Origin of the sequence: Hymenobacter telluris, from assembly GCF_017313265.1 — a bacterium.
Lineage (GTDB): Bacteria > Bacteroidota > Bacteroidia > Cytophagales > Hymenobacteraceae > Hymenobacter > Hymenobacter telluris.
Map to the genome: position 1 here is coordinate 360,971 of NZ_JAFLQZ010000004.1, position 25,939 is coordinate 386,909.

General features: G+C 59.1%; 22 protein-coding genes. 19 read left to right on the forward strand and 3 right to left on the reverse strand.

Going from position 1 to position 25,939, the window contains the following annotated elements:
• Positions 1–47 precede the first annotated feature (47 nt).
• A complete protein-coding gene (locus J0X19_RS08940; RefSeq protein ID WP_206983993.1) occupies positions 48–1,067 on the reverse strand; it encodes an SDR family NAD(P)-dependent oxidoreductase in 1,020 nt (339 codons plus the stop codon).
• 294 nt (positions 1,068–1,361) lie between these two features.
• On the opposite strand from J0X19_RS08940, the gene J0X19_RS08945 reads away from it, so the two are divergent.
• The gene (locus tag J0X19_RS08945) at positions 1,362–1,862 is read left to right on the forward strand and encodes a hypothetical protein (protein ID WP_206983995.1); all 501 of its coding nucleotides are present in this window, start codon (positions 1,362–1,364) and stop codon (positions 1,860–1,862) included.
• A gap of 101 nt (positions 1,863–1,963) precedes the next feature.
• Here the strand turns inward: J0X19_RS08945 and J0X19_RS08950 are convergent, their stop codons facing one another.
• Positions 1,964–2,731, reverse strand: a complete 768-nt coding sequence (locus J0X19_RS08950) for a sulfite exporter TauE/SafE family protein (RefSeq protein ID WP_206983997.1) — start codon at positions 2,729–2,731, stop codon at positions 1,964–1,966.
• Between the two features lie 287 nt (positions 2,732–3,018).
• On the opposite strand from J0X19_RS08950, the gene J0X19_RS08955 reads away from it, so the two are divergent.
• The 15 genes from J0X19_RS08955 to ureG all read left to right on the forward strand — a co-directional run bounded on the left by J0X19_RS08955 (position 3,019) and on the right by ureG (position 22,852).
• Entirely contained in the window at positions 3,019–3,906 is an 888-nt protein-coding gene (locus J0X19_RS08955; RefSeq protein WP_206983998.1) for an aldolase/citrate lyase family protein, read from the forward strand.
• A gap of 6 nt (positions 3,907–3,912) precedes the next feature.
• Positions 3,913–4,692 (forward strand): SGNH/GDSL hydrolase family protein, encoded by a 780-nt coding sequence (locus J0X19_RS08960; RefSeq protein ID WP_206983999.1) that lies wholly within the window; start codon positions 3,913–3,915, stop codon positions 4,690–4,692.
• A 55-nt stretch (positions 4,693–4,747) separates the two neighbouring features.
• A complete protein-coding gene (locus J0X19_RS08965) occupies positions 4,748–6,316 on the forward strand; it encodes an MDR family MFS transporter (RefSeq protein WP_242582319.1) in 1,569 nt (522 codons plus the stop codon).
• A gap of 349 nt (positions 6,317–6,665) precedes the next feature.
• A complete protein-coding gene (locus tag J0X19_RS08970; RefSeq protein WP_206984000.1) occupies positions 6,666–9,302 on the forward strand; it encodes a T9SS-dependent M36 family metallopeptidase in 2,637 nt (878 codons plus the stop codon).
• Between the two features lie 345 nt (positions 9,303–9,647).
• A complete protein-coding gene (locus J0X19_RS08975) occupies positions 9,648–10,700 on the forward strand; it encodes an LLM class flavin-dependent oxidoreductase (RefSeq protein WP_206984001.1) in 1,053 nt (350 codons plus the stop codon).
• A gap of 275 nt (positions 10,701–10,975) precedes the next feature.
• Positions 10,976–13,477, forward strand: coding sequence for a TonB-dependent receptor (locus J0X19_RS08980; RefSeq protein WP_317194761.1), 2,502 nt, complete (start codon positions 10,976–10,978; stop codon positions 13,475–13,477).
• A gap of 142 nt (positions 13,478–13,619) precedes the next feature.
• Positions 13,620–14,927 carry a PepSY-associated TM helix domain-containing protein gene (locus J0X19_RS08985; protein ID WP_206984003.1) on the forward strand — a complete coding sequence of 436 codons (1,308 nt, stop codon included), beginning with the start codon at positions 13,620–13,622 and terminating at the stop codon, positions 14,925–14,927.
• Positions 14,928–15,132: 205 nt separating this feature from the next.
• Positions 15,133–16,146: a bile acid:sodium symporter family protein gene (locus J0X19_RS08990; protein ID WP_242582322.1), complete on the forward strand. Its 1,014-nt coding sequence runs from the start codon at positions 15,133–15,135 to the stop codon at positions 16,144–16,146.
• A gap of 209 nt (positions 16,147–16,355) precedes the next feature.
• Positions 16,356–16,802 (forward strand): ankyrin repeat domain-containing protein, encoded by a 447-nt coding sequence (locus J0X19_RS08995; RefSeq protein ID WP_206984004.1) that lies wholly within the window; start codon positions 16,356–16,358, stop codon positions 16,800–16,802.
• A gap of 280 nt (positions 16,803–17,082) precedes the next feature.
• Complete coding sequence (locus J0X19_RS09000) at positions 17,083–17,682, forward strand: sulfite exporter TauE/SafE family protein (RefSeq protein WP_206984005.1); 600 nt, start codon at positions 17,083–17,085, stop codon at positions 17,680–17,682.
• 160 nt (positions 17,683–17,842) lie between these two features.
• Positions 17,843–18,580 (forward strand): urease subunit beta, encoded by a 738-nt coding sequence (locus tag J0X19_RS09005; RefSeq protein WP_206984006.1) that lies wholly within the window; start codon positions 17,843–17,845, stop codon positions 18,578–18,580.
• A 5-nt stretch (positions 18,581–18,585) separates the two neighbouring features.
• A complete protein-coding gene (locus J0X19_RS09010; protein ID WP_206984007.1) occupies positions 18,586–19,326 on the forward strand; it encodes a Holliday junction resolvase-like protein in 741 nt (246 codons plus the stop codon).
• A 50-nt stretch (positions 19,327–19,376) separates the two neighbouring features.
• On the forward strand, positions 19,377–21,092 hold the full coding sequence (gene ureC / locus J0X19_RS09015) for an urease subunit alpha (RefSeq protein ID WP_206984008.1): 1,716 nt from the start codon (positions 19,377–19,379) through the stop codon (positions 21,090–21,092).
• 164 nt (positions 21,093–21,256) lie between these two features.
• Positions 21,257–21,928, forward strand: a complete 672-nt coding sequence (locus tag J0X19_RS09020; RefSeq protein WP_206984009.1) for an urease accessory protein UreF — start codon at positions 21,257–21,259, stop codon at positions 21,926–21,928.
• Between the two features lie 168 nt (positions 21,929–22,096).
• Complete coding sequence (gene ureG, locus J0X19_RS09025; protein ID WP_242582325.1) at positions 22,097–22,852, forward strand: urease accessory protein UreG; 756 nt, start codon at positions 22,097–22,099, stop codon at positions 22,850–22,852.
• 98 nt (positions 22,853–22,950) lie between these two features.
• Here ureG and J0X19_RS09030 read toward each other — a convergent pair whose 3' ends face one another.
• The gene (locus tag J0X19_RS09030) at positions 22,951–23,808 is read right to left on the reverse strand and encodes an urease accessory protein UreD (protein WP_206984010.1); all 858 of its coding nucleotides are present in this window, start codon (positions 23,806–23,808) and stop codon (positions 22,951–22,953) included.
• Between the two features lie 203 nt (positions 23,809–24,011).
• On the opposite strand from J0X19_RS09030, the gene J0X19_RS09035 reads away from it, so the two are divergent.
• The 3 genes from J0X19_RS09035 (at position 24,012) to J0X19_RS09045 (ending at position 25,847) form a co-directional block, all read left to right on the forward strand.
• Positions 24,012–24,935, forward strand: coding sequence for a helix-turn-helix domain-containing protein (locus J0X19_RS09035; RefSeq protein WP_206984011.1), 924 nt, complete (start codon positions 24,012–24,014; stop codon positions 24,933–24,935).
• 127 nt (positions 24,936–25,062) lie between these two features.
• A complete protein-coding gene (locus J0X19_RS09040) occupies positions 25,063–25,524 on the forward strand; it encodes a hypothetical protein (RefSeq protein WP_206984012.1) in 462 nt (153 codons plus the stop codon).
• Positions 25,525–25,532: 8 nt separating this feature from the next.
• Complete coding sequence (locus tag J0X19_RS09045) at positions 25,533–25,847, forward strand: DUF3817 domain-containing protein (protein ID WP_206984013.1); 315 nt, start codon at positions 25,533–25,535, stop codon at positions 25,845–25,847.
• Positions 25,848–25,939: the final 92 nt, after the last annotated feature.

A 25,939-nucleotide genomic window follows, 5' to 3' on the forward strand; every position in this document is an offset into this window, starting at 1 on the left:
GGAGGCGTTGCAAACGAACAACAAAAAACCAACAACGAAAAACCAATCTACACCTGGTTGTTTTTCTTTTCGGCTTTGCGGGTGAGCGTGGTAAGCCAGGATTGGGTGATGGGCGATTCGCTTTCGTGGCCGTAGCGGCGGGCGTCGCCTTCCTTGCCGGTGGGGGCCGGCAGCGTGCGGTTCACCCAGCTCAGCATATCGGCGGTGGTGCCGGGCGCCAAGCCATGAATAGCCGACAACAGCTTGGCTGGCAGCCCAATAATAATTTCGGCGTCGCCGCGGCGGCTGGCGTTCCAGATCTGGCGGGCCGCCGACTCGGCGCTGACCGTGAAGGCCGGCAACGAATCGGCAATGGTGAACCAGGCGTACTCCTTAACGTGCTGCCCCTTGATGATGGCATTGCGCGGGCTACCGGTACGCAATAGGCCGGGGCACACCGTAGTTACCTGAATACCATACTGTAACAACTCGGAGCGGAAGCCTTCGGAAAGCCCCACCAAGGCAAACTTACTGGCCGAGTATGGGGCCAGATGGGGCACGGCTACCTTGCCGCCCACCGAGGCAATATTGATGATGCGGCCTTCCCGGCGGCGGCGCATATCGGGCAGCACGGCCTGCATGGCGTGCAGCGGCGCCCAGAAGTGCGTATCCATCGACTCTTCGTATTCGCGCAGCTCCATGTGGTCGAGGGGGCCGCCGGTGATGATGCCGGCGTTGTTGACCAGCACATCAATCGGGCCTAGCTTTTGCTGCACTTCCGCTACTAGGGTGCGCACGTCGGCGGGTTCCATCAGGTTGCGGGAAAGTGCCAGCACTTCGGCCCCGCCGCTGGCCAGCTCCTGCCGAGCGCGCTCCAGCTCGTCGGTGTCGCGGGCGCAGATGGCGACCTTGGCGCCTTCGGCTACGGCCTGGCGGGCCAGAATCAGGCCCAGGCCGCGCGAGCCGCCGGTAATCAGTACCACGCGGCCTTCCAGCGTGTAGGAGCCGCGGCGGTTGCTCCAGAGCGTGGCAGCGGCCAGCAGGGCGCCGGCACCGGCCACAGCCAGCCAATTATTTCGGTTTTTCATTGCAGTAGAAGTTGCGGATGTTCAGTTGCCGGACTACCAGCGCGCCTCGGGGCGGCATTGGCAGTGGCAGTTGCTGACTAGATACTTGTTGTGGGCGGAAGAGGTTGGGGTTGGGAGCCAACCAAGTTCTTGGCAACGGCGCGCAATACATCGGTAGCAGGAAACCAGAACTAGCTCCTGGCTCGTTATGCGCGCAGCTTTCACGAATTGGCATCATATTTACAAGCCGGTTGCCTGGCTTACGCTCCTGCCTTACCAGAAGCGCGGCTTTACTGGCTTATCTACTTTCTGCATATGAAAACCCCTTTCCTTGCGGCGCTGCTGTTACTGGCCGCCCCTACCCTGTTGCTGGCCCAGACTACCACCGCCAAGGTGAAAACGAAAACGCCCGTCGGTGCCACCACCAAAACCAAGACCACTCTACCCGCTGCGGCACCCGCCCAGCCCAAGGCCACCCCGCCCGAGGCGCAGGTGGAGGCCCGCGCCAACGCCCTCACCAGCAACATGCAGAAGGCCCTGGCGCTGAATCCTGATCAGACAGAGAAGGTGCGCCAAATCAACCTGGTGAGTGTGCGCGGCGTGGAATCGGCCCGCCTCAACTACCGCCAGGACGTGCGCAAGATGGCCGCCGTTATCGACGACATTGGGCAGGCCCGCCTGGCCACGCTGAAGAACGTGCTGACGCCCGCGCAATTCGACAAATACCAGCGCAAGCGCGAAGAGAAAATGGGCGTCCCCAATGCGCAGGGCGCCCAAGGAAACCCCGCCCCCGGCTTGCCTTCTCAGGGCGAGTAACTGGTGAAATAGTGAGGTGGTGCACTGGTGAGTTTGATTTTTCAACTGCGCAAATTGCGCCAATAGAACATCAAAACTCACCAGTTCACCACCTCACTATTTCACCGAAATGTTTCCCAAGCCAGCTTGAGGATAATGCCGCTGACGACGACCAGGAATAGGATGCGGACGAAGCCGGTGCCTTTTTTGAGGGCGTAGTTAGCGCCCAGCGTGGAGCCCAGGATGTTGCTGGCGGCCATCGGCAGGGCCACCATCCAGAGCACCTGGCCGGTGTAAGCGAAATACGCCAGCCCGGCCAGGTTGGTGGCTACGTTTACTAGCTTGGCTGAGGCCGAGGCCGTTAGGAAGTCGTAGCCGAACAGCCCCACGAACATGAACAGCAGGAAACTGCCCGTACCAGGACCGAAAAACCCGTCGTAGAAGCCGATAGCCGCGCCCATGATGATGGCCACCCACACCTCGCGGCGAGGCGTGAGGCGCGGGGCGTGGATGCTGCCCAGGTCTTTGCGCCAGAAGGTGTAGAGGGCAATAACGACCAGCAGCCCGAGCACCATGGGCCGCAGCAACTCCGGCGGAAACAAGCTGATAACCCGCGCCCCCAGAAACGCAAACACCCCGGCTACCGCCGCCGCCGTACCCACGGCCCGCCACTGAATGGGCACCTGCCCCGCGTAGCGCCGCAACGCCGCCGCCGTTCCCATCAACGACGAAGCTTTGCCGGTCCCGAAAATGGTGGGTACTGGCATGCCTTTCAGGAGCAGCAGCATGGCGGGTAGCTGAATCAGGCCGCCGCCGCCCACCATCGAATCAATAAAACCCGCCGCGAAGGCAACCAGGCACAGAACGGCAATAGTAGAAACTGTAATCACGGCGGCGAAAGTAGCAGGAAAACAAACCATCTGGCTTTCCCTTGCCTTTTGAGGCGCGTGAACAATAGGCGTTTTGCAATGCCCTACAAGCTGAAAAGCTGCCATTCTCAGGTTCCAGCTCCGCATGGCGGCTTGGCGGCTTGGTGCCTCTGCCATCCACGCATTCTGGCAACGGAGAGCCCAGTACTTTGCTTGAAAGCAGCTGCGCGCCACTTGGTTGTTTGGAGCTTGAGGATTTGCGTACCATCTTACCTGCCAGACCTCTAGCATTATAGCATCATACAACCGTGAAAGCTATCCGACCCTATCATTTCGCGCAGGTGCGGGCCAGTGGCTTTACTACTTACTACCAAGCCATTGTGGCGGCCAACGGCGTGGTCTGCTTTGATTTCGAGGACAGCGTACGGGCCGATACCAGTGAGGCGCACACTGTAGCCCTCAAGCAAGACCAGCGCCAGCAAGTCAGGCAGCTGCTGCAAACACCTGGGCTGGACTACGAGCGGCTGGCGCTACGCCTCAACGCGCCCGACACTCCCTATTACGCGGCCGATATTGCCGCTTTGCGCGGACTGCCAGGCCTGCACGCCGTATTTGTACCCAAGGTTGAACACCCCGCCGCCTTGCGCCAGGTGCTCCGCGAACTGCCCATGCCGGTGCGCCACCTGATTGCGGTAGTGGAAACCCAGGCGGGTTTCGAGGCGCTGCCTGAGCTGCTGGCCGACGCCGACCCACGGCTGGGGCTCGTCGCCTTCGGGCACTGTGACTACAACCTCAGCTTGGGGCACTTCCCGTTTTTCCACCAAGACTCCGAACAATATTGGGAATGGCTGGCGGAGCTGGATATGCACTTACACGCTGCAGGCAAGCAGCTTATCAACTCGCCGGTGCTGCAACTTGCCGATGCTGCCTATTTCGGGACGGTGCTGCACCGGCTGCGCTCCTACCCTAGCGCCACGGGCCAGATTACGTTGTGCTTAAGCCAAACGCTCAGCTGCCACGAACCGGGCCCCGCCGTATTGCCCGACCTACATCAGACACCCCGGCCAGAATGCGTTAGCCACATTACCCATCATTTCGAGCAGCAGCAGTCGGCGGGCCGCTTTTTTGCCGTTGATGCCAACCGCCGCCTCATCAGTCCGCACGAATACCAAGCCGCCCAGCGGTTTACCTCCTAACCGGCCATGCACATCACCATTGTAGGCGGCTGCTTTCCTGTCCAGTATAATATCGAGCCCGACCAGCTCTACCACCACACCTTGCGCAAGCTGCTGGCCACCCACTGCGCGGACCAATGGCCGGCGCTGGAAATTATTCGGTATGAGCGGTTTAGCACCTGCCTGGCCAAGCTGGCAGCGGCGCAGGCCCGACAGCCCACCCAGGTGGTACTCTTCCATCTACGGGCCGAGCCGGTGATGCGCCTCTCTAAGCTTTATTACCGCTTCCTCAACGACCAGAATCAGGTGCGCCACTCCCTCAACTTTTCATGGGGGCCGCACAGCAACCCCGAGCGCTACGACCTGCTAACCCGTTTAAGGCCGGCCCCGGCCCTGCCGCCCCCACCCGAAACGCGCCTGCACCGCTATTTCCGGCAGTTGAATCTGCGGCTAGGTGCCGCCGTGGGCAACCGCCGTCGGGCGCTACGCCAGTACCAAGAGTTAGTAGCAGCTGTAGTGGCTTTCTGCCAGCATGAAGGCATCCGGTTGCTGCTGGTAGGCCCCGTATCGAGGCCGTGCGCGCAGGTGGAGAATCGGTTGTCCTGGCAGTTGGATGCGCATTTCACTCGCTTTGCCCAGCAACACGGCCTCGATTACCTACCCACCTTGGGCGAGACGGATGCCACCGGGCAGCCGCTGTTTTTTTCCAATGGAATTCACGTTAGCCCGGCCGGACACCATCGGATAGGACACCTGCTCTACCAACGGTTACAGCCTGCTTCGGCGCCACCTTGCCAGAATAGCTAGCACCGCTAGCATCTTCGGGTGCTGGTTGCCGTACAGTCAGGCTCACATCCTGCTCATGACTTCAACCCTCACCCAGCGGCAAAAGATGCTCACGTTTGCCGGTATCCTGCTGGCTATGTTTCTGGGCTCCCTCGACCAAACCATTGTAAGCACCGCCCTCCCACGCATTGTAGCCGATTTGCACGGCCTCGACCGATTTACGTGGGTGGCTACGGCCTACCTGGTGGCCAGCACCGCGCTGGTGCCCATCTACGGTAAGCTGGCCGATATGTACTCGCGCCGCCGGATTGAGGTGGTGGCTGTTAGCGTGTTTCTGGTGGGCTCAATGCTGTGTGGGCTAGCTGGCGAATTTGGTACCCTGCCCCTGCTCGGCGACGGAATGACCCAGCTGATTGTGTTTCGGGCGGTGCAGGGCTTTGGCGGCGCGGGGCTGTTTGCTATGGCCTTCATCATCATTGCCGACCTGTTTCCGCCGGCCGAGCGGGGCAAGTACCAAGGCTTTGTGGGGGCGGTGTTTGGCACGTCGTCGGTGCTGGGGCCGTTTCTGGGGGGCTTCCTCACCGACCAAGGCACCAACCTGATTCCGGGGGTGGCGGGCTGGCGGCTGGTGTTCTACGTGAACCTGCCGCTGGGGCTGCTGGCGCTGTGGTTTATCCTGACCCAGATGCCCGCCCTCAAGCCCCGCACCACGCCCAAGCCGCTCGATGTGCTATCCATTGTGCTGTTGCTGCTGGGTTTGATTCCGCTGGTGGTGGGCTTGCAGCTCAACAAAGCCGAATACGGTTGGACCTCGCCGGTTACGCTGGGTTTGCTGGGCGGAGCGGTAGTTTCCCTAGTGCTTTTCGTGCGCCGCAGCCTCCGCTCCGACAACCCGATTCTGGATTTCAGCTTGTTTGAAAATCCGGTTTTTCGCTCGGCCAATGCAGCCCTGTTTCTGCTGGGTGGGGCGTTTCTGGGCATCATCATTTTCGAGCCGCTGTTTATGGTGAACGTGCTGGGTACCACGGCCACTAAAGCCGGCATCAGCTTGATTCCGTTGTCGATGGGGGTGGTAACGGGCTCGTTGCTGGCCGGCCAGATGGTGTCGCGCTTTGGGCACTACAAGCGCTGGATGCTAGGGGGCTTGGTGGTGCTGCTGGGCGGTTTATCGTTGCTGGCTTCTATGCCCATAACCGTTAGCTACGGGCAGGTGCTGTCGTATTTGCTGCTGTGCGGCCTGGGGCTGGGGCCCACTATGCCGCTGTATACGCTGGCTATTCAGAACGCCATTGAGCCCCACCTGATGGGGCAGGCTACCTCGGCCAGCCAGTTTTTCCGGCAGATTGGGGGCGCTGTTACGGCATCGGTGCTGGGCACGGTGCTTACCCTCACGCTGGCGGGCAGCTTGCCGGCGTCGGCAGTGGCGGGGGGCGATGCTGCACCGCCCGTTGTGGCCGAAGGCCCGGCCGTACCGGCCGCGGCAACGGGCGAGGTTTCTCCGGAGCTGAGAGCTGCCTTCTCGAAGGCTATTTCGCGCATCTACTTCCTCAACATTTTCCTGGTGGCCGGCGGCCTCATCATCACGCTGTTTGTGCCGGAGCGGCCCTTGCGCAAAAGCAACGAAGCCATTCCCCCAGTAGAATAAATCTGCCTCATTTCAGGCCGACTTGATTGGACCACTGGACTCAAGCAGAACCATAAAAGCAGCCGTTAACCTTATTTATTGCAATTAGCCTTCATCTGACTGCGGCATTCAGGTAGTAGCCTTTTAGCTGGTTGCACTTTAGCTATTTCATTTACTATTTATCATTATTTTGAAAACAATTCAATTATATAAGCATTTTATTAATATAAATTCAATAAAAACCACTTTTCCGATATATATAATTTTGTCATAACATCGGTTTACTGGTGGTTTTCAGAGCAGAGGACCTAGGTTTAGAAAGTGGCTTCCTGACAGCAGCCATTCCATTCTCTTCACCCTACTATCTTCTATGAAAACATCCTTTACGCCGACTATTTGTCGTCCTTTACTGGTGGCAGCGCTGCTGGCAGCGCCCGGCTTAGCCGCAGCCCAAACCACCCCGCTTACCACTGCCTTGCAGCAGCTCAGCAGTCGTTCTGCCAAGCTCGGCCTTACGGAAGCCGACGTGCTCAATCCGGCCGTTACCAGCTCCTATACCGAAGCCGATGCTGGGGTAACGCACGTGTACCTGCGCCAGCGCTACCAGGGCCTGGAGGTGTACGGCACCGAATCGGACCTGCACCTCGACCGTAGCCAGAAGGTGGTGAGCTTGCACAGCGCCTTTATTGCCAACGTAGCCAACGCTGGTCGGGCGGCGGCCACTACTCCCACCCTAACGCCCGTACAGGCCGTAGCGGCGGCGGCCCGCGCCCTCAACCTGCCCGCGCCCGGCAGCCTCAACGTGGTGAAAGACGGCACGCCCGCAGAAGGACTCACCTTCTCGGAAGGGGGCATTTCGCTCGACCCCATTCCCGTTAAGCTTATGTACCAGGCCCGCCCCAGCGGCGAATTGGTGCTGGTGTGGGACGTAACCATTGCGCCCAAAGCCAATGACCATTACTGGAATGCCCGGGTGGATGCGCGCACCGGCCAACTAGTGGACCGCACCGACCTGACGGTTTCCGAGCCCATCAGCTTTCTGGAACTAACCGAAAAAGCCCTAGCCACCGCCGCCTGGCCCCAGGCCACTCCTACTGGCACCACGGCCGTACCCAACAGCTACAACGTGCTACCCATCACGGTGGAGAGCCCCAACCACGGCAGCCGCCAGCTGGTGGTAAATCCCGCCGACGCTACGTATTCGCCGTTTGGCTGGCACGACACCAACGGCGTAACGGGTCCGGAGTATACCATCACCCGCGGCAACAACGTGCATGCCTACGAAGACCGCGCGGCCCGCAATGGCAACCCCATCGGCTACAGCCCCGATGGCGGCCCCGACCTGTCGTTTGACTTCCCGCTGGACCTGACCCTCTCGCCCCAGGCCAACCAGGATGCTGCCATCACCAACTTGTTCTACTGGAACAACCTGATGCACGACGTAATGGCCTATAAGGGCTTCAACGAAGTGAGCGGCAACTTCCAGGTGAAGAATTACTCCAACACCGGCCTCGGCAACGACGATGTGCGCGCCGAAGCGCAGGACGGCGGCGGCACCAACAACGCCAACTTCTCGACGCCCGTGGACGGCTCGCGCCCCCGCATGCAGATGTACCTCTGGCCCGGCATCATCCGCGCCACCCTCACCGTGGCGCAGCCTTCGCCGGTGGCCGGCAATTACGCGGGCGTAGCGGCGGGCTTCGGCAAGAAGCTTTCCTCGACTACGCCCGTTACCGGCAACCTGGTACTGGTGAATGATGCTGCGGCTACTTCGCTAGGCTGCACCGTGCCCTTTACCAACGCGGCAGCCATGACCGGCAATATTGCCGTGGTAGACCGGGGTTCCTGCGACTTCACGGCCAAGGTGCGCAACGCCCAAAACGCGGGAGCCAAGGCAGTCATCGTGGTGAACAATGTGGCCGGCGACCCGACCGTAATGGGCGGCACCGACACGGTAGGCGTGCGGATTCCGTCCATTATGATTTCACTGGCCGACGGTACCACGCTCAAAAACAACCTGAGTGGTGGCGCTACGCCAGCAGCTTCTTTGATTGGCCAGGTGCCGCCCCCCGACCGGGACGGTGATTATGACAACGGCGTAATTGCCCACGAATACGGCCACGGCATTTCCAACCGTCTCACCGGCGGCCCCGCTGTGGCAAACTGCCTCAACAACGCCGAGCAGATGGGCGAAGGCTGGAGCGACTTTTTCGGCCTCTGGATGACCACCAAGCCCGGCGACCAGGGCGCTACCCCCCGCGGCATTGGCACATACGTATCGTACCAGGCTACCACGGGCGCGGGCATCCGGCCCCAGCGCTACTCCACCGATTTCGCCATCAACAACCAGACCTACGCCATGATTGGCGTGGCTCCCTACACGGCCGTACACGCCGTGGGCTCGGTGTGGTGCGCCACCCTCTGGGATTTGAACTGGAAGCTGGTGGACCGCTACGGCTACAACCGCAACCTGAAAGCCACCACCGGCGGCAACAACATTGCGCTGAAGCTGGTGATGGATGGCTTGAAGCTGCAAAACTGCCGCCCTGGCTTCCTGGATGGCCGCGACGCTATTCTGCGCGCCGACTCCATCTACAACAACAAAGCCAACACTTACCTGATTTGGCAGGTGTTTGCGCGCCGCGGCATGGGTATCGATGCCGAGCAGGGCTCCAGCAACAGCCTCACCGACCAAGTAGCCGGCTACCTGATTCCGACCCGCGTACTGGCCAACCAGCCCCAGCAGGAGCGCGACCAGCTGCTCGACCTCTACCCCAACCCCGCCAGCAACGACCTGACCGTACGCCTGCCGGTAAGCAGCAAGTCGCCGGTGCAGGTAACGGTGCTGACGGTGCTGGGCAAAACGGTGCTAACGCAAGCCGTACGCTCCACCGAGTTGCAGCAAGGCCTGCACCTGAACACGGCCAGCCTCGCGCCCGGCCTCTACATCGTGCAGCTGCGCTCCGATGCCGGCAGCTTCACCAAGAAGGTGCTCATTCAGCACTAAGCTGACTGTTGCCTGCATCCGGCGTTCAACGCTAACCCCAAACCCCGGTAGGCCCACGCCTGCCGGGGTTTGTTTTTGGTTTTTGCTGAGTGACCACAGCCTGTCCTTCCGACATTCCACGCATCAAGTGGAGAGAGGAATCTGGCTAATGGCTAAAGCAGTTCAATAAGCCTACTCAGATTCCTCTCTCCACTTGATGCGTGGAATGCCGGAATGACAAGGCGTAGGCGAATAGCGCAAGAGGCGCTGTATTTAAGGTTAGCAAACCTCTTTTCCATTCGGGCTGTTGTAGCAGTTGCCGTGCGCCGTTGGGCCACGGTTTTCTTTGGCTTAACCTCTGGCATCATGTCCACTCCGAATAGATTACACCTCAGCGTCCTCGACCAGTCGCCGATACGGCAGGGCGGCTCGGCCCGGCAGGCGCTGCAAGAAACCATTGAGCTGGCCCGTCTGGCCGACCGGCTGGGCTACACCCGCTACTGGGTATCGGAGCACCACAACACCGGTACGCTGGCCGGCTCAGCTCCGGAAGTGCTGCTGGCCCGGCTGGGTGCCGAAACCACCCGCATCCGGCTGGGCTCGGGCGGCGTGATGCTGCCGCACTACTCGGCCTTGAAAGTGGCCGAGAACTTCCGCCTGCTCGAAGCCCTGTACCCCGGCCGCATCGACCTGGGCATTGGCCGCGCCCCCGGCACCGACCGGATTACGGCCCACGCTCTCAACCCGCACAACGCCTTCCGCGACGAAGACTTTGCCGAGCAGCTCATGGATCTGCGGGCCTTCCTGCGCGACGACGTAGTGCCCGATACCATCCATGCCAAAGTGAAAGCCGCGCCGTTTGTGGATACCGTGCCGGAGCTGTGGCTGCTAAGTTCCAGTGGCCAAAGCGGCTTGTTTGCGGCGCACGTAGGGGCGGCGTTTTCGTTTGCCCACTTCATCAACCCCAACAACGGCCCGGCCATGGTGAAGCTCTACAAAGAGCGGTTCAAACCCTCGCCGGAACTGGCCGTGCCGCAAGCCAACGTGGCCATTTTCGTGCTTTGCGCCGATACCGAAGCCAAGGCCAACGAGCTAGCCGACGCCTTGGCCTTGCAGATGCTGAAGCTGGAAACCGGCGACCGGACGCCCATCGGCCCCCTTGAAACCGTCCGCCGCTACCAGCAGCACTTAGAGCCCGACCTGCTAGCCCGCCTCGACTACCACCGGACCCGCATGGTTTCCGGCACTCCCGAGCAGGTGCGCGCACAGCTGGAAGAACTAGCCGCCGACTACGGCGTGGACGAGGTAACGGCCGTCACTATCACCCACGACTTCCAGGACCGGCTACGGTCTTACGAGCTGTTGGCCGAGGTATTCGAGCTGAACCCAGTGACGCAGATGCTGGCGCAGGCCGTATAGACCACCACGAGAGCGACAGAACATATTAAAGGGGCTGGCAGCTATCTGCCAGCCCCTTTGCGTTCTACAACACAATCATTAATTAGATTTAATTTAATTAATCTACTGTTTTGAATTCTTCTAAATAGAAGCGTGCTTTGCATTGTTTTTAATCAGTCTAAACAAGCCAAGTGCTTCGGTTTATGCCCCGACCTTCTCTACTCCTGCTTCTTTCGCTACCCATAAGCAGCTTTCTACAGGCTGCACCAGTACCCGTACTAGCTGGTTCATCCTTCGTGCTTGCTACCTCTGGCACCGATGATGTGGCGAAGCGCGGTTGGCTAACGGGCCAGGTGAAAGATGCCGCCGGCAAGCCAGTGGAAGGAGTTTCAGTAGCCTTGAAGGGCACCTCATACGGCGCCACCACCAACGCGGAGGGCACTTTCCGCCTAACGGCGCAGTCGGGTTCTTACGAGCTGGTAGTGAGCAGCATCGGGTACGTAACGCAGGAACTGCCGGTAACGGTAGTGGGCGGCGAAACCACCACGGTACCCACTTTCGCGCTGGCCGTAAGCAACCAGAACCTGTCGGAAGTAACCGTAACCGGCGCTAAGTCGTTGAACCAGCGTGCGGTGAGCGTGGGCAAGCTGCCCGTTGCCACGCTTGATTTGCCGCAGAGTGCCGTAACCGTGGAGCGGGAGGTGCTGGAGCAGCAGCAGGTGCTACGCCTCTCCGACGCGCTGGTAAACGTGAGTGGCCTGTACGTAACCAGCACCACCGGCGGCACGCAGGAAGAGCTGGGCAGCCGCGGTTTTGCGTACGGCTCAAACAACACCTTCAAGAACGGGGTCCGGTTCAACAACGGTGTAATGCCCGAAGCCAGCTCCCTGGAGCGCATGGAAGTGCTGAAAGGCAGCGCGGCCATCCTGTACGGCAACGTAGCGGCCGGTGGCGTATTGAACCTCGTTACCAAGAAGCCCCAGTTTGAGCAGGGCGGCTCGGTGGGGCTGCGCGTGGGCAGCTTCGGTTTCTGGAAGCCGACTGTGGACGTGTACGGCGCCGTTGGCAACAGCGAGAAAGTGGCTTTCCGTTTGAACGGCACCTACGAAAACGCCAACAGCTTCCGCGACGAAGTGAAATCCAACCGGGTGTATGTGAACCCGTCGTTGCTGTTTGAGCTGACGCCGAAAACCACCCTGATTCTGGAAGGCGACTACCTGCGCGACAACCGCACCCCCGACTTCGGGGTGGGTGCCATCGACTACAACATTCTGGAGTCCAGAACCCGGTTCCTGAACGTGCCCGGCGCCAACAACGCCACCCAGCAAACCAGTGCCACCGCCACCCTCAGCAGCCGCCTTTCCGACAAGTGGCAAATACGGGCCGTGGGCGCCTTCCAGCGCTACGACAACGAGCAGCGCACCGGCAACCGCCCTTCAACCATTCGCAACGGAGTGCTGTTGGGTACTCCTGCCGTACCCGCCACGCCTACCAGGCCTGCCATACCTGCCACTCCCAACCGTTACAAGGAAAGCCTGTACGGAAACTTTGGCCGTACGCTCAGCCGCACCGAAACGGCCGAGAACTATTACCTCGCCCAGCTCGACCTGACGGGGCAGTTTCGCACGGGCTTCCTCGGCCACACCGTATTAATTGGGGCTGACGCCGACCAATACAACACCCAGTTGCTGTCGTATGCGGCACAAGCATATGACTCTATCAACGTATTCGACCGGAGCCGGGTATTGAATCAGCCGGCCAACCGAGTAAGCGGCTTCGATGCTCTCTACCGCGCCACTCGTACGCTTAGCAACACCCGCCGGGCTGGCTTCTACGTGCAGGATTTGATGAGCATCAGTGAAAAAGTGAAGTTGCTGGCTGGCGTCCGGTGGAGCTACCAGGAAACGCCGAGCGACGTGTACACCTTTGCTCCTCCTACCGCCGCCGACCAAACCTTGCGCGTAACTGCTCAGAACCGGCGCTACGACAACGCCTTCTCGCCCCGCCTGGGTTTGGTGTATCAGCCTATCAAAACCACTTCGGTATTCGCCTCCTACTCCAATTCGTTCACGCCGCAGGGCAACACCGTCACCAACAACCAGGGCGGGGCTTTGCCTCCTTCCATCATCGACCAGTTCGAAGTCGGTATCAAAAACGACTTGTTTAAAGGTGCTTTGTCGGCCAACGTAACCGCCTACCGCATCGTGAACAGCAATCAAGCCCAGGTTATTCAGCCGAATTTCAACAACGACCCTACTCAACCCAACCCCAATTATAACGTCAACTTCCCGAACGCCCAGGAGCTGGCTGGTGAGGTAACCAGCAAAGGCGTGGAAGTGGATGTGCAAAGCAAGCCCATGATGGGCTGGACGTTCATCACGGGCTACAGCTACAACCACACGGCCTACACCAAGAGCAATATCTACGAAAACGGCAGCCGCCTGCGCTACAACCCCGCGCACACCGCCAACCTGAGCTTGTTCTACAACTTCAGCAACTCGTTCAGCGACAACACCTTCCTGCGCGGCCTGAACGCCGGGGTTACCGCTTACTACGTAGGCGACAAGCTGGCTGGCCGCAACACCCGCCTCACCGTAGCCAACGATGCCTTCCGCCTGATCAGCATCCCTGATTACGTGCTGTTCGATGCCTCGCTGGGCTACACCTACGAGCGGTTTTCGGTGCGCGTGAAGCTGGCTAACATCCTGAATGAGCTGAGCTACAACCTGCACGATGACAACAGCGTGAACCCCATTGCGCCCCGTAACTTTGCCGCCACGGCCAGCTACCGGTTTTAAATTTTAGTGCTTCGTGCCTGGTGCTTCGTGCTTAGGCTGTTCTGTTCTGGAAAATCAGAACAACAGCCTAAGCACGAAGCACATCCAGTTCAGGCAAGACGAGCAACCCAGGCACGAAGCACAACGCACTAATTATTTACATATGAAAGTCTTCTTCCGCCGCATTCACCTATACCTCGGGCTGGCTTCCGGGCTGCTCATTCTTGTGGTGTGCTTCACGGGTGGGATACTGGTTTTTGAAAAAGAGCTGGAACAGGCCTGGCATCCGGAACGCTACTTCGTGACGCCCGCTACCACGCCGCGCCTGTCGTTGGCCCAGCTCACCGATGCCGTAAAAGCCGCCAAGCCCAAAGGCAAAATCAGTGGCTTCAAAGTGTACTCCGACCCCACCCGCACCGTGGAAGTAAACCTGGCCGGCAACGACAAAGGCGGCCCGCAGGGTGGCCCTAGCGGCAAACCGAGTCAGCCAGAGCAGCGAGCCGAAAACCGTGGAGCAGAAGCCCGTGGGCCGCAGCGTGGCGGACCAGACCGTGCCGAAGCCCGTGGCCCAATGGGCGGTGGTGCGGGTGCCGGCGGCAAAAAAGGTGGTCCGGGTGGCCCCGGCGGCAAAGGCCGCAACGTGGGCCCGCGCCTCTTCGTGAATCCGTACACCGGGGCGGTTATCGACGAAATCAACCCGCGCGAAACCTTCTTTCACTTCATGGAAGAAATTCACCGCGGCTTGGTGGCCGGGCGCACCGGCAAGCTCATCATGGGCATCAACTCTATCGTGTTCCTGTTCATTTTGGGTACCGGCATCGTGCTGTGGTGGCCCACCGCCCGCAAGGCCCTCACGCAGCGCCTGAAAGTGAAATGGGGTAGCGGCTGGAAGCGCCTCAACCACGATTTCCACATCGTGCTGGGCTTCTACACCTCGATTTTCCTGCTGATTATGGCCCTGACCGGCGTCGGTATGTCTTTCGATTGGGTGGGCAACACCATCAATACGCTTACCCACTCGCCCAGGCAGCGGCCCGAGCCGCCAACCTCTACCGTCCCAACAACCGGCGGCGCAACGTTTGGGGCTGATGCCGCGCTGCAAGCCGCGCAACGCCAGATTCCGGCGGCCGAAAGCTACTCGGTGCAGGTGCCGAAAGAGCCCACGGGCAGCATTCAGGTGGGCATGCTCCGCCCCGATGCCCTCACCGAGCGCGCCACCGACGACGTGTACTTCGACCAGTATTCGGGCCAGGTGCTGCGCCAGACCACCTACGGGCAGCAGCCGGTGGGGCAGCGCATTCGGGGCCTGTTCAAGCCCGTTCATACCGGCGCTATTTTCGGCTGGCCCACCAAGGTACTGGCTTTCGTGATTGTGGTGCTGGGCTTCACGTTTCCCATCACCGGCACCATTCTGTGGTGGAACCGTACCCGCAAGGCCAAAAAGAAGCCCCGCAAGCTGGTGGCCGCGTAACCCACCGAACCCGAATCCGGCTACATCGTATTTTCAAGAAGCGTCAGGCTATTCCGGCCTGGCGCTTTTCTTTTGCGCTGAGTTTTTTGGTAGCGTGAAGCCCTTGCGTTGCACTCCTACGCGGCTGGTGTCTCAACCTTAAGGCGCAGCGCGGCGCGAAGCAAAGGCTTCGCGCTACACTTCTGCAACTTACTTTGTTTATGGTATGGCCGTTGTTTCCGAAAATCGTATGGTAGCCTTCCTGCGCCGCACCGGCCTGCTCGACTGGTTTCTGTTGGGTCTGGCGGGGGCCGTGCTGCTGGCGTACCTGCTGCCCGACCTGGGGAGCAAGGCCAGCCCCATCCCCTGGAAAGTGGTGACGACGGGTGGCGTGGCCCTGATTTTCTTCTTTTATGGCCTGCGGCTGAATCTGGATAAGATGAAGGCCGGGCTGCGCAACTGGCAGCTGCACACGGTGGTACAGCTTATCACGTTTGTGGCGTTTCCGTTGCTGGCGCTGCTGGTGCGGCCGTTTTTCGGCAGCGAAAAAGCTGACTTGCTGTGGCAGAGTATCTTCTTTCTCTGCACGCTGCCCAGCACGGTGTCTACGTCGGTGGTGATGGTGGGCATTGCGGGCGGCAATCTGCCCGCGGCCATTTTCAACGCCAGTATCAGCAGTCTCATCGGCATCTTCCTCACCCCCATCTGGACCAGCCTCATCCTGAACACCGGCACCGGCGGGAGCCGCCTCTGGCACCTGGCCCTCGACCTGACGTGGCAGGTGGTGCTGCCCGTAGTGGCGGGGGTGCTGCTTAACCGGCGCTTCGGAGGCTTCGCCGACCGCCACAAGCAAAAGCTGCGCGTCTTCGACCAGGTTATCATCCTCTGCATCGTTTTCACTTCCTTCTGCGAGTCGTTTGCCGAGGGCATTTTCCGCAGCTACGTACCCACCGACATAGTGCTACTGGGCCTGGGCATGGTGGCACTGTATTTCGTGATTTTCGGGTTGGTGTGGGGGCTGAGCCGGGTGCTGGGCTTCTCGCGCGAAGACCAGATTGTGGCGCTGTTCTGCGGTTCCAAGAAGTCGTTGGTACACGGCAGCGTTATGGCCAGTCTGCTGTTTCCGGCTACCGCCGCCACCGGGGCGCTGCTGTTGCCGCTCATGCTGTATCATGCGCTGCAAATCATTCTGGCCAGCGTAATGGCGCAGCGGATGGGCCGCCAAGGGGCATTGGTGTAGGTTGCAAGTAACTGCATCACGCGTAGCTACAGGCTTCTGGTACAAGCAGTCAACTACGTGCATAAATAAGATGAAACTAACTTACCGCTGCACTAAGCCCAACTGTGCATAATAAAGCAAAACCAGTATCACCTTAGCTCAATAGTGTTTTATTTAGCCGATATGTTATATTTGAGATTATTCTTTTGCACAAAAGCCCGTTTCTCGGCATGAAAAAACTTATTCTGTCTTTTGTTTTATTTCTAGGCTACACCACCCTTACACTTGCCCAAACCCCTACTCAAAAAGTGTATGCTGCGGTAGTAAAGAATCAACCGGCTGAGGTGGCGGCCCTGCTCAAAGCCGGCGCCGACCCCAACGCCCCGGTGGAAATGATGCCTGGTTTCCCTACCAGCTTCCTGATTCTGGCCGCCGGCCAAAGTCGCACCGAAATCGTGAAGGTGCTACTTCAAAACAAAGCCCTGGTCAACAAGCCCGACAGCTTCAACGCCACCGCTCTGATGGCCGCCGCTGGCGAAGGCAATGCCGAGCTGGTAGCCCTGCTGCTGGCCGCCGGCGCCGACCCCAAGCTCAAGGACAAAGACGGCAAAGATGCCCTGGCCAGCGCCAAGGAAAGCGGCAACGCCGACGTAGTGAAGTTGCTCCAGGGGAAATGAGTTGCGAGTTGTCAGTTGTGAGTTGCGAGTTACCACTTGCCAGTTAAGAGCCACTGACAACCGGCAACTGGTAACTCGCAACTGGCAACTGACAACTCGTAACTGAAAACAAAAGCAGCCCAACCGCAATGTTGGGCTGCTTTTGCGCTTTATTGGGGGCTTGCGCTTATCTTGCCCAACCTCGCTCTGGCAACGCACGCCCCGTTTGGCTACGCTGCCGCCTCCGCCCCACCCCGGATTCTCTGCCTGATACCAGCCCGCTACGCCAGCTTGCTTCTGCATGGAGAACCTCTTGCCTATTGTTTTTGCCTCGGTGGCCGGTGCAGGCCACGCCTTCGAGCCCGACCACCTACTGGCTGTCAGCAGCATGGTTTCCCGGCGCGACAGCACGGTGCTGGCCATGAAAGACGGCCTCTATTGGGGCCTGGGCCACACCACCATGATTGCGCTGGTCGGCTCCGTGATTCTGCTGAGCCGGGCCACGTTTCTGCAATCTGGCTACTTCGAGGCGGCGGTGGGTTTGATGCTGATTATCATGGGGTTGAGCCGACTGGCGGGCAAAGAGCCACTGGGCTTCAAACTTAAAACCACTTCCGAGCACCGCGTAGCGTACACCGTGGGCCTCATTCATGGCTTGGCGGGCAGTGGTGCGCTGGTTTTGCTGGTCATGACCGAAATCAGCAGTCCGCTGCTGGGCATCCTGTATCTGTTGGTGTTTGGGGTGGGCTCCATCCTGGGCATGTTTGGCGTGGCAGGCCTGCTCAGCATCCCCTACACGCCCCGCATGCGCCTAAGCCGCCGCATCCGGCTGGTTACCGGCGTGGTATCGTCGGTGGCCTGCATTGTGTATGGCGGCTATATGATTTACGTGAATGTTTGATCTTACAACGACGGACCTCACCCCCTAGCCCCCTCTCCAAAAGAGAGGGGGGACTAGTTTCTAATTCATAGCTTAGATTTTTTAACGTTTAGAGTTAGAATTAGTCCCCCCTCTCTTTTGGAGAGGGGGCTAGGGGGTGAGGTCCCCCACCAGAACAACTATGCATCTCTCGCCCAAAGACCTTGACAAGCTGGTGCTGCACCAGGCCGGCTTCGTGGCCCAGAAGCGCTACGCCCGCGGCCTCTTGCTCAACTACCCCGAAGCCGTAGCCCTCATTGCCACGCAGCTGCTGGAGTTTATCCGCGACGGGGAGCGGGTGGCCGTGCTCATGGACAAGGGCAAGCAGCTCTTGGGCCTGAACGACGTGCTGCCCGGCGTGGCCGACATGATTGCCGAAGTGCAGGTGGAAGGCACCTTCCCCGACGGCACCAAGCTGGTAACGGTGCACCACCCCGTCTGCCGCGAAACCGGCGACCCGGCCCTGGCCCTCTACGCCTCCGGCCTCACCCGCACCGCCGAGAAGCTGGTCGTCGACAACGTGCTGCACCCCAACCCCGGCGAGTACCTGCTGGCCTCAGCCGACATTACCCTGAACGCCGACCGCGCCACCGTGGAGCTGGACGTAACCAACATGGGCGACCGGCCGGTACAGGTCGGCTCGCACTACCCGTTCTTCGAAACCAACGCCGCCCTGCAATTCGACCGGGCGCTGGCTTACGGGTTCCGCCTCAACATCCCCGCCGGTACGGCCGTCCGCTTCGAGCCCGGCGAGCGGAAACGGGTGACGCTGGTAGCCCTGGCCGGTGAGCGTATCGTGTACGGCGGCAACGGCTGGATTGATGGGAAGCTGGATGAGGAAGGAAGGAAGGGGGCATTAATTTCAATAAACAACAAATAATTACAATGGAAACAAATATATTCTTACAATTTGCAGGCACAATAATTATAACCATACTATTTATACTCTATTATTTTAGAGGAAAAGAAATAGCCAATATAAAATCAAAAGAAGTTACTCTATTAAAATCAACGCAAATAGAACAGGAACGCCTCAAAAGAGAGTTACAAGCATTGCAACATAAAATTCAAGCAAGAGAAGATGTTTTTATTAGGGAAATGAAAATATCTGAGGATACTATGACAGAGAATTTTCGCTTAAAGGAAGACATACTTAGAAAAGACATAGAAAATATTCAACTCAAACTCAACGAATCATATAGTGCCGTACCCCTGTTAGCAAATAAGCAATTTGATGAATTTAAGAAATATGAGCTTAATAATCTCAGAACTATTTTGGCTGAATCAGCGAATAAATCCGCACTTTCTGATTTAGAAAATTGGAAAATCAAATACGAAACTTTTTACAGGCAAGATGCAATTAACAGAAGTCAAGCGGTGATTCTAGGCAAGGTAACAGAACATCTAGTCCCTTTTCAGAAAGATTTTCCTTTCAACCCAAAGGAAGCTAGATTCGTTGGCAGCCCAATTGATATAATAGTATTTGATGGAATTGATAATGAAGATATTGTCAATATCTATATACTTGAAATAAAAACTGGAAGCTCATCATTAAACAAACGGCAACGTTTAATTAGAGATGCTGTTATCAACAAAAGAGTACATTGGCGAGAATTAAATGTTTGAATTGCCAATATTTTGATTCAAAAAATACGAATTAGTCAACAAAGTCTAGTATGTCCCTTCCCATCAACCGGCAGGCGTACGCCGATATGTACGGCCCCACCACCGGCGACAAAGTGCGCCTCGGCGACACCGATTTGCTGATTGAAGTCGAGCAGGACTACACCGTGTACGGCGAGGAATGCAAGTTCGGGGGCGGCAAGGTGCTGCGCGACGGTATGGGCCAGGCCGCCGGTATTGCGCAAGCCGATGCCCTGGACTTGCTGATTACCAACGCGCTGGTCGTGGACTACACCGGCATCTACAAGGCGGATATCGGCATCAGGCACGGGCGGATTGTGGGCATTGGCAAGGCCGGCAACCCGCACATCATGCCCGGCGTCACGCCCGGTATGGTGGTGGGCGTCACCACCGAAGTTATTGCCGGCGAAGGCCAGATTCTGACGGCCGGGGCCATTGACTGCCACATTCACTTCATTAGCCCCCAGCAGATTCCGGAGGCGCTGGCTTCGGGTATTACTACCATGGTGGGCGGCGGCACGGGTCCGGCGGCGGGCACCACGGCTACCACCTGCACGCCGGGCGCGTTCTACCTGGAAATGATGCTGCGCGCCACCGAGGCGTACCCGCTGAACTTCGGCTTCCTGGGCAAAGGCAACACGTCGCGTCCGGAGGGTCTAGTTGAGCAGGTGGAAGCCGGCGCCCTGGGCTTCAAGCTGCACGAAGACTGGGGCACCACTCCCGCTGCCATCGACCAGTGCCTCACCATTGCCGAGCAGTACGACGTGCAGGTGTGCATCCACACCGATACGCTCAACGAAAGCGGCTTCGTGGAAACCAGCACGGCCGCCTTCAAGGGCCGCACCATTCACGCCTACCACACCGAAGGCGCCGGCGGCGGCCACGCCCCCGACATCATCAAAATCTGCGGCGAACCGAACGTCATTCCCTCGTCCACCAACCCCACGCGGCCCTTCACGGTCAACACCATCGATGAGCACCTGGACATGCTGATGGTGTGCCACCACCTCGACAGGAACATTCCCGAGGACGTGGCTTTTGCCGAAAGCCGCATCCGGGGCGAAACCATTGCTGCCGAAGATATTCTGCACGATATGGGCGCCTTGAGCATCATCAGCTCCGACTCGCAGGCCATGGGCCGGGTGGGCGAAGTGCTGACCCGCACCTGGCAAACCGCCCACAAAATGGCCCAGCAGCGCGGCCCCCTCCCCGAGGACGCCGGCCGCGGCCACCACAATTTCCGGGTGAAGCGCTACGTGGCCAAGTACACCATCAACCCCGCCCGCGCCCACGGTTTCGCCAACGAAATAGGCTCCGTGGAGCTGGGCAAGCTAGCTGACCTGGTGCTCTGGAAGCCGCAGTTTTTCGGTGCCCGCCCCGAGATGATTATCAAAGGCGGCGTGATTGTGCAGTCGCAGATGGGCGACGCCAACGCCTCCATCCCGACGCCCCAACCGGCCTTTTCGCGCCCCATGTTCGGCGCCCTGGGCTTGGCCATCGGTGCAACGTCGATGGTGTTTGTCTCGCAGGCTTCGGTGGCGCATGTGCAGGCCAACTACGGCCTCACCAAGCAGGTAGTGGCCGTGAAAGGCTGCCGCACCGTGAGCAAGAAAGACATGGCCCTCAACGACTACCTGCCCAACATCGAAGTGGACCCCGAAACCTACCGCGTGACGGTGGACGGCGTGCATCTGACCTGTGAGCCAGCTACCAAGCTGCCGCTGGCGCAGCTGTATAATTTGTTTTAGAAACTAGTTCCCCTCCTCAGATGAGGATGGGTAAGGGGTGGTTGACCAGTCGTTGAACGATCATTAGATCTGGTTTTCTAGTTCTAGTTTTTCAACCACCCCTAACCCCTCCTCATCTGAGGGGAATCTAGCTTTTAGCTATAACTCCCGTCATCTTTTTCCCCATGCAATTCGTCCGGCTGCTGCACCTTGTGGATTCTGCCTTGCCTACGGGCTCGTTTGCGTATTCGTATGGCTTGGAAAGCAGCTTCACGTTTGGGCTGGTGAAGACACCAGGAGACTTCCGCCAGCAGTTGTACACGTATTTGCAGCAGGCAGCCAGCCTGGAGCTGCCATTCATGCACTCCTGCTTTACGCTGCCGGAGCTAGGCGAGGAAATGCGGCAACTAGCCGAAGAATACGATGCGCAGCTGCTGGTACCGGCGCTGCACCGCGCCAGCATCACGCAGGGCAAAACCTGGCTGAAGCTACTTACCTCGTTTTACCCCGAGGCTCGGCTACCCGCGCTTAGCACTTGGTTTGCAGCGCAGAAGCTGCCGCTACATTTCACGCTCAGCTTCACGCTGGCGCTGAAACGGGCCGGCTTTGCCCTGGCTGATTTACAAGCCGTGTATCTGCACATAGCTTTGCGCGACCAACTCAGCGCCGCCATCCGGCTGGGTTTCCTGGGGCCGTTGGAAGGCCACCGCCTCCAGCACGATTTCTACGCGGTATTCGAGCATTTGCTGGCCGAACACGGCGGCAAGCCCTATCATGAAGCCGCCCGCTCGGCCTTCCTGCTGGATACCGCCCAACTATTGCACGAAGATATTTACTCGAAGCTGTTTCAGAACTGAGTAATGTGCTGATTAAACCGACACGTCATGCTGAGCTTGCCGAAGCATCTCGCGTGCTGAGGTTGCAATAGTAATCCTGTGTCAGCACGCGAGATGCTTCGCAAGCTCAGCATGACGTTCTATTTTGCAGCAATCATTTCACTCATTGAAAATTAGCACATCAATACCATGGCTTTTGCTGATAAACTCGCCCTCTTACTGCACGGTCACACGCACGAGGTAATGGAGTCGCCGGGCGACTTCACCGAGCGGGAAACGCGCCGGCTCCCCTCCTACCGCAACTTCCGCAAGCGCGCTTTCACGGTGGGTATTGGCGGGCCGGTGGGCACAGGCAAAACTGCGCTGCTCAAGGCGCTGTGTGAGCGGCTGCGCAATGAGTTCGAGCTGGGCGTGGTCACCAACGACATTTTCACCCGTGAAGACGCCGAGTTTCTGATTCGCAACAGTGCCCTGAGCGCCGACCGGATTGTGGGCGTGGAAACCGGCGGCTGCCCGCACGCCGCCATCCGGGAAGATATTTCCGTGAACATGGACGCCCTGGAAGCCCTCATGGTGCGCTTCCCCACCCTGGATTTGCTGTTCGTGGAAAGCGGCGGCGACAACCTGGCCGCCCACTTCAGCCGGGAGCTGGTCGACTATTCCATCTACGTTATCGACGTGTCGGGCGGCGACAAAATCCCGCGCAAAGGCGGCCCCGGCATCACCCAGTCGGACCTGCTGGTTATCAACAAAATCGACCTCAAAGACCTGATCCGGGCCGACCTGGGCGTGATGGAGCGCGACTCCCAGCGCATGCGCGGTGAAGGCCCGTTCCTCTTCGCCCGCGCCCTCGACGGCTTCGGCCTCGACGAAATCATCAGCCACATTCACGCTGCCAAAGCCCGCGCCTTTGCTTCCGTGAGCGAAGACCGGCGGCCGCGTTAGGCTGTAGCGCGAAGCCTTTGCTTCGCGTATCGTTGCTGTAGTATAACACCACCCGCCGGTTGTTCAACTGATACGTGAAGCAAAGACTTCGCGCAACGTTAATACTTGCGGGCCAGCGGGTTGTAGCTGAAGAAGGCTTCTTCGGCCAGCACGGCCAATAGCTGGGCGCACAGCGGCTGCAAGGCGTGGCGGCTGTGCGCGCTGGCCCGCAGCACGTACACCTCGGGCCGGACCTGCGCAACAGCTACCAGACAGTCGTGGCCGCTTAGGTCGAACTGGGGCGTGTCGGGCAGGGGCATGCGGAGCTGTTCGAGCAGCTGGGCCAGGCGGGTGAAACGGGGGTCGGTGGGGTTGCCCACCAGGTACAGCGAGAAGGTGGTTTGGTAGGCGCCGAAGTTGGCCGGCGACGTGGCAATGTGCTCGGTTGGGTGAAAACTAAACCGATCCAGCAACACCAGGCGGCCTTCACGGCGCACTTGCAGCTCCGAGAAAAACGAGTGAAACTCGAATTTTTCGCCGATATCCATCCGGCCGGAATGCAGCCAGTCCACTACCAGCAGCAACGAATTGGCGGCCAGGTTCCAGTGCTGAAGCTGGCGGTAGCGGCTGCCGGCCTGCGGTACTACGGGGTCGGGAAACACCACGGCCAGCGCATCATCGGCTAGCGTCCCCGCCACGTGCTGCTCGGCCACCTGCCCGTCAATCGACTTGAATATCTTGGTGTTCGACTGCGAACTGACGAACAGCCGCGTGCCCGCGCCCCCTGTGATACGCAGCCGGATAGTGTCGCCGGCTACCATGCCGCCGCCGTAGCTGGACAGCACCACGTGGCACGAGCCGACTGGCGCGGCAGGATTCAGAAGCTTGAGCGGCTGTAGGTTACGGCAGGTAATGAGGCGGTTGCGGCCCTGCACCTGCGCCACTTCCAGCTCACTCCAATCAGTAACAGAGGGCATTCAGCAGGCGTTAGGCTGCAATATAGCGGACGGACGGTTGCAGCTGGCCCGCTTGCAAACAGCTTCAGGCTTCGATAAGCTTACCGTTTCGCGGATTTCGTTGCGGGCGGCGGGTCATAAAATATAGCAGCTGGTTGCTCGTCTTTACCAAGGAAACTCCCTGCTGGCGCGGGCAAAGCCGACTGCCCGCGCTGTTCAATTCTATGCCAGCCTCTCCTTCCAAGCCCATTACCACTTACCAGACCAGCAACTTCCTGGAGCAGTTTATGCCGGATGCTTCGGCCTTCAAAAAGCTGCGCATGGAAGGGTCGGAGTGGTTTTTTATTGTGGCCGTGGAGCAGATGTACGCGCAATTCAAGCAAGCCATTCCCCCTTCGCGCTCTACGGCGCATAGTTTGCTCTACCTTACGTCGGGGGCCGCGCGCATGCGCATCGGCAACGAGCAGTACACCATTCGGCAGCACGAGCTACTCCTGGTACGGGCCGGGCAGCTCTATTCCTTTGAGCCCGGCGACGAGAATACCGGTTTTCTGATTCACTTCCGCCACGACATGCTGCGGGCCAAGCTCAACGCCACCGATACCCCGCTGGCTTTCGGGTTTCTGGAGTTTTGGGGCCGCCCGTTCATTGCACTCGATGCCGAAACGGCCGGCTTCGTGGAAGACGTGCTGCGGCGCCTGCTGGCCGAGTACAACGCCCGCGAGTTACAGTATCCCGATATTTTGCGGGCTTATCTGCTGGCGCTGCTGCACGAGCTGAACCGGGCGTACGTGGCTACTCCCGTGGCACCGCAGTCAACGGCGCTGGTTATTACCAATCGGTTCAAGCAGCTGGTAGCCACCTCTTTGAAATCGGCGCATTCTGTTCGTGACTATGCCAGTTTGCTGCACATCACGCCCAACCACCTCACCAAATCGGTGCGCAGCGTGACAGGAAAGGCGCCGGCGAAGTGGCTGGAGGAAAGTATCGTGCTGGAGGCTAAGGCCCTGCTTTTTCAGAGTACCCTGGCGGTGAGCGAAATAGCCCTGGAAGTGGGAGTAGCCGACCCATCTTACTTCAGCCGGCTGTTCAAGAAGCACACCGGAATGTCGCCGCTGGCGTTCCGCAGAATGATTGGAAAGTCCTGATTTCGGCTTTTTCTGTGCTAACGGCAGCTAGCAGCAGCCCCGACCTTTGTGGCTCCTAAGTGGCCAGCCCCACGTTTTGTGGGGCGGCCACTTCGGTTTTGCTACTCTTGTTACTGGCTGTTTTCCTGTGTACTCTACGTTGTTGTTTCTGCACTCATTGGGCCGGTGGGCGGTAGTGGGCGGGCTTGTGTACGGCATTGCCCGGGCTTACCGGGGCTGGCTCGGCAACCAGCCGTTCACGCCCCTCGATAACACCATCCGGCATACGGTGGCCACCATTGCGCACGTGCAATTGATGCTTGGCTACGCGCTGTATTTCGTGAGTCCGTTGCTGAAAACCTTTCACTTGCGGGATGCCGAGCACGACCCCGGTACGCTGTTTTTCGGTTTCCAGCACGTAGCCGCCATGACGGTAGCCATTGTGGTCCTCACCATCGGCGCGGCGCGGGCCAAACGCCAACCAACCAGCACCGCTCAATTCCGCACGATGGCGCTCTGGTTTACGGCTGCGCTGCTGCTGATTTTGCTGGCTATTCCGTGGCCCTTTTCGCCGCTTGCCAGCCGCCCCTACTTCCGATTCCCCTTTTAAGTTCACTGATGCTGAAAACCCCTATTGGCCGCCTCCGCCTACTTGGCCTGCTGGAAGGCCTTTCGCTCTTGTTGCTGGTTGGCGTAGCTGTGCCGCTCAAGTATCTGTCCCACGACCCAAGCCTGGTACGGGCCATCGGCCCCATTCACGGCTTGCTGTTCTTGCTTTTCGTGCTGAATACCTTGCGGGTAGGCGTCGAGTATCACTGGCGTTTCGCCACCACCACCTGGAAAGTGCTGCTCGCGTGCATTGTACCTTTCGGCACGTTCTACGTTGACCGCAAAATCCTGGCGCCCATGCAGAAAGACGGAATGAATTCTTAACCAGAAAACCTTGTGTAGCTACGCAACGCCCAAAAGCCTGCACAACAAAGCCGCCGGACTACAGCAGCGCTACCAGTGAGCGGTACTGTGGT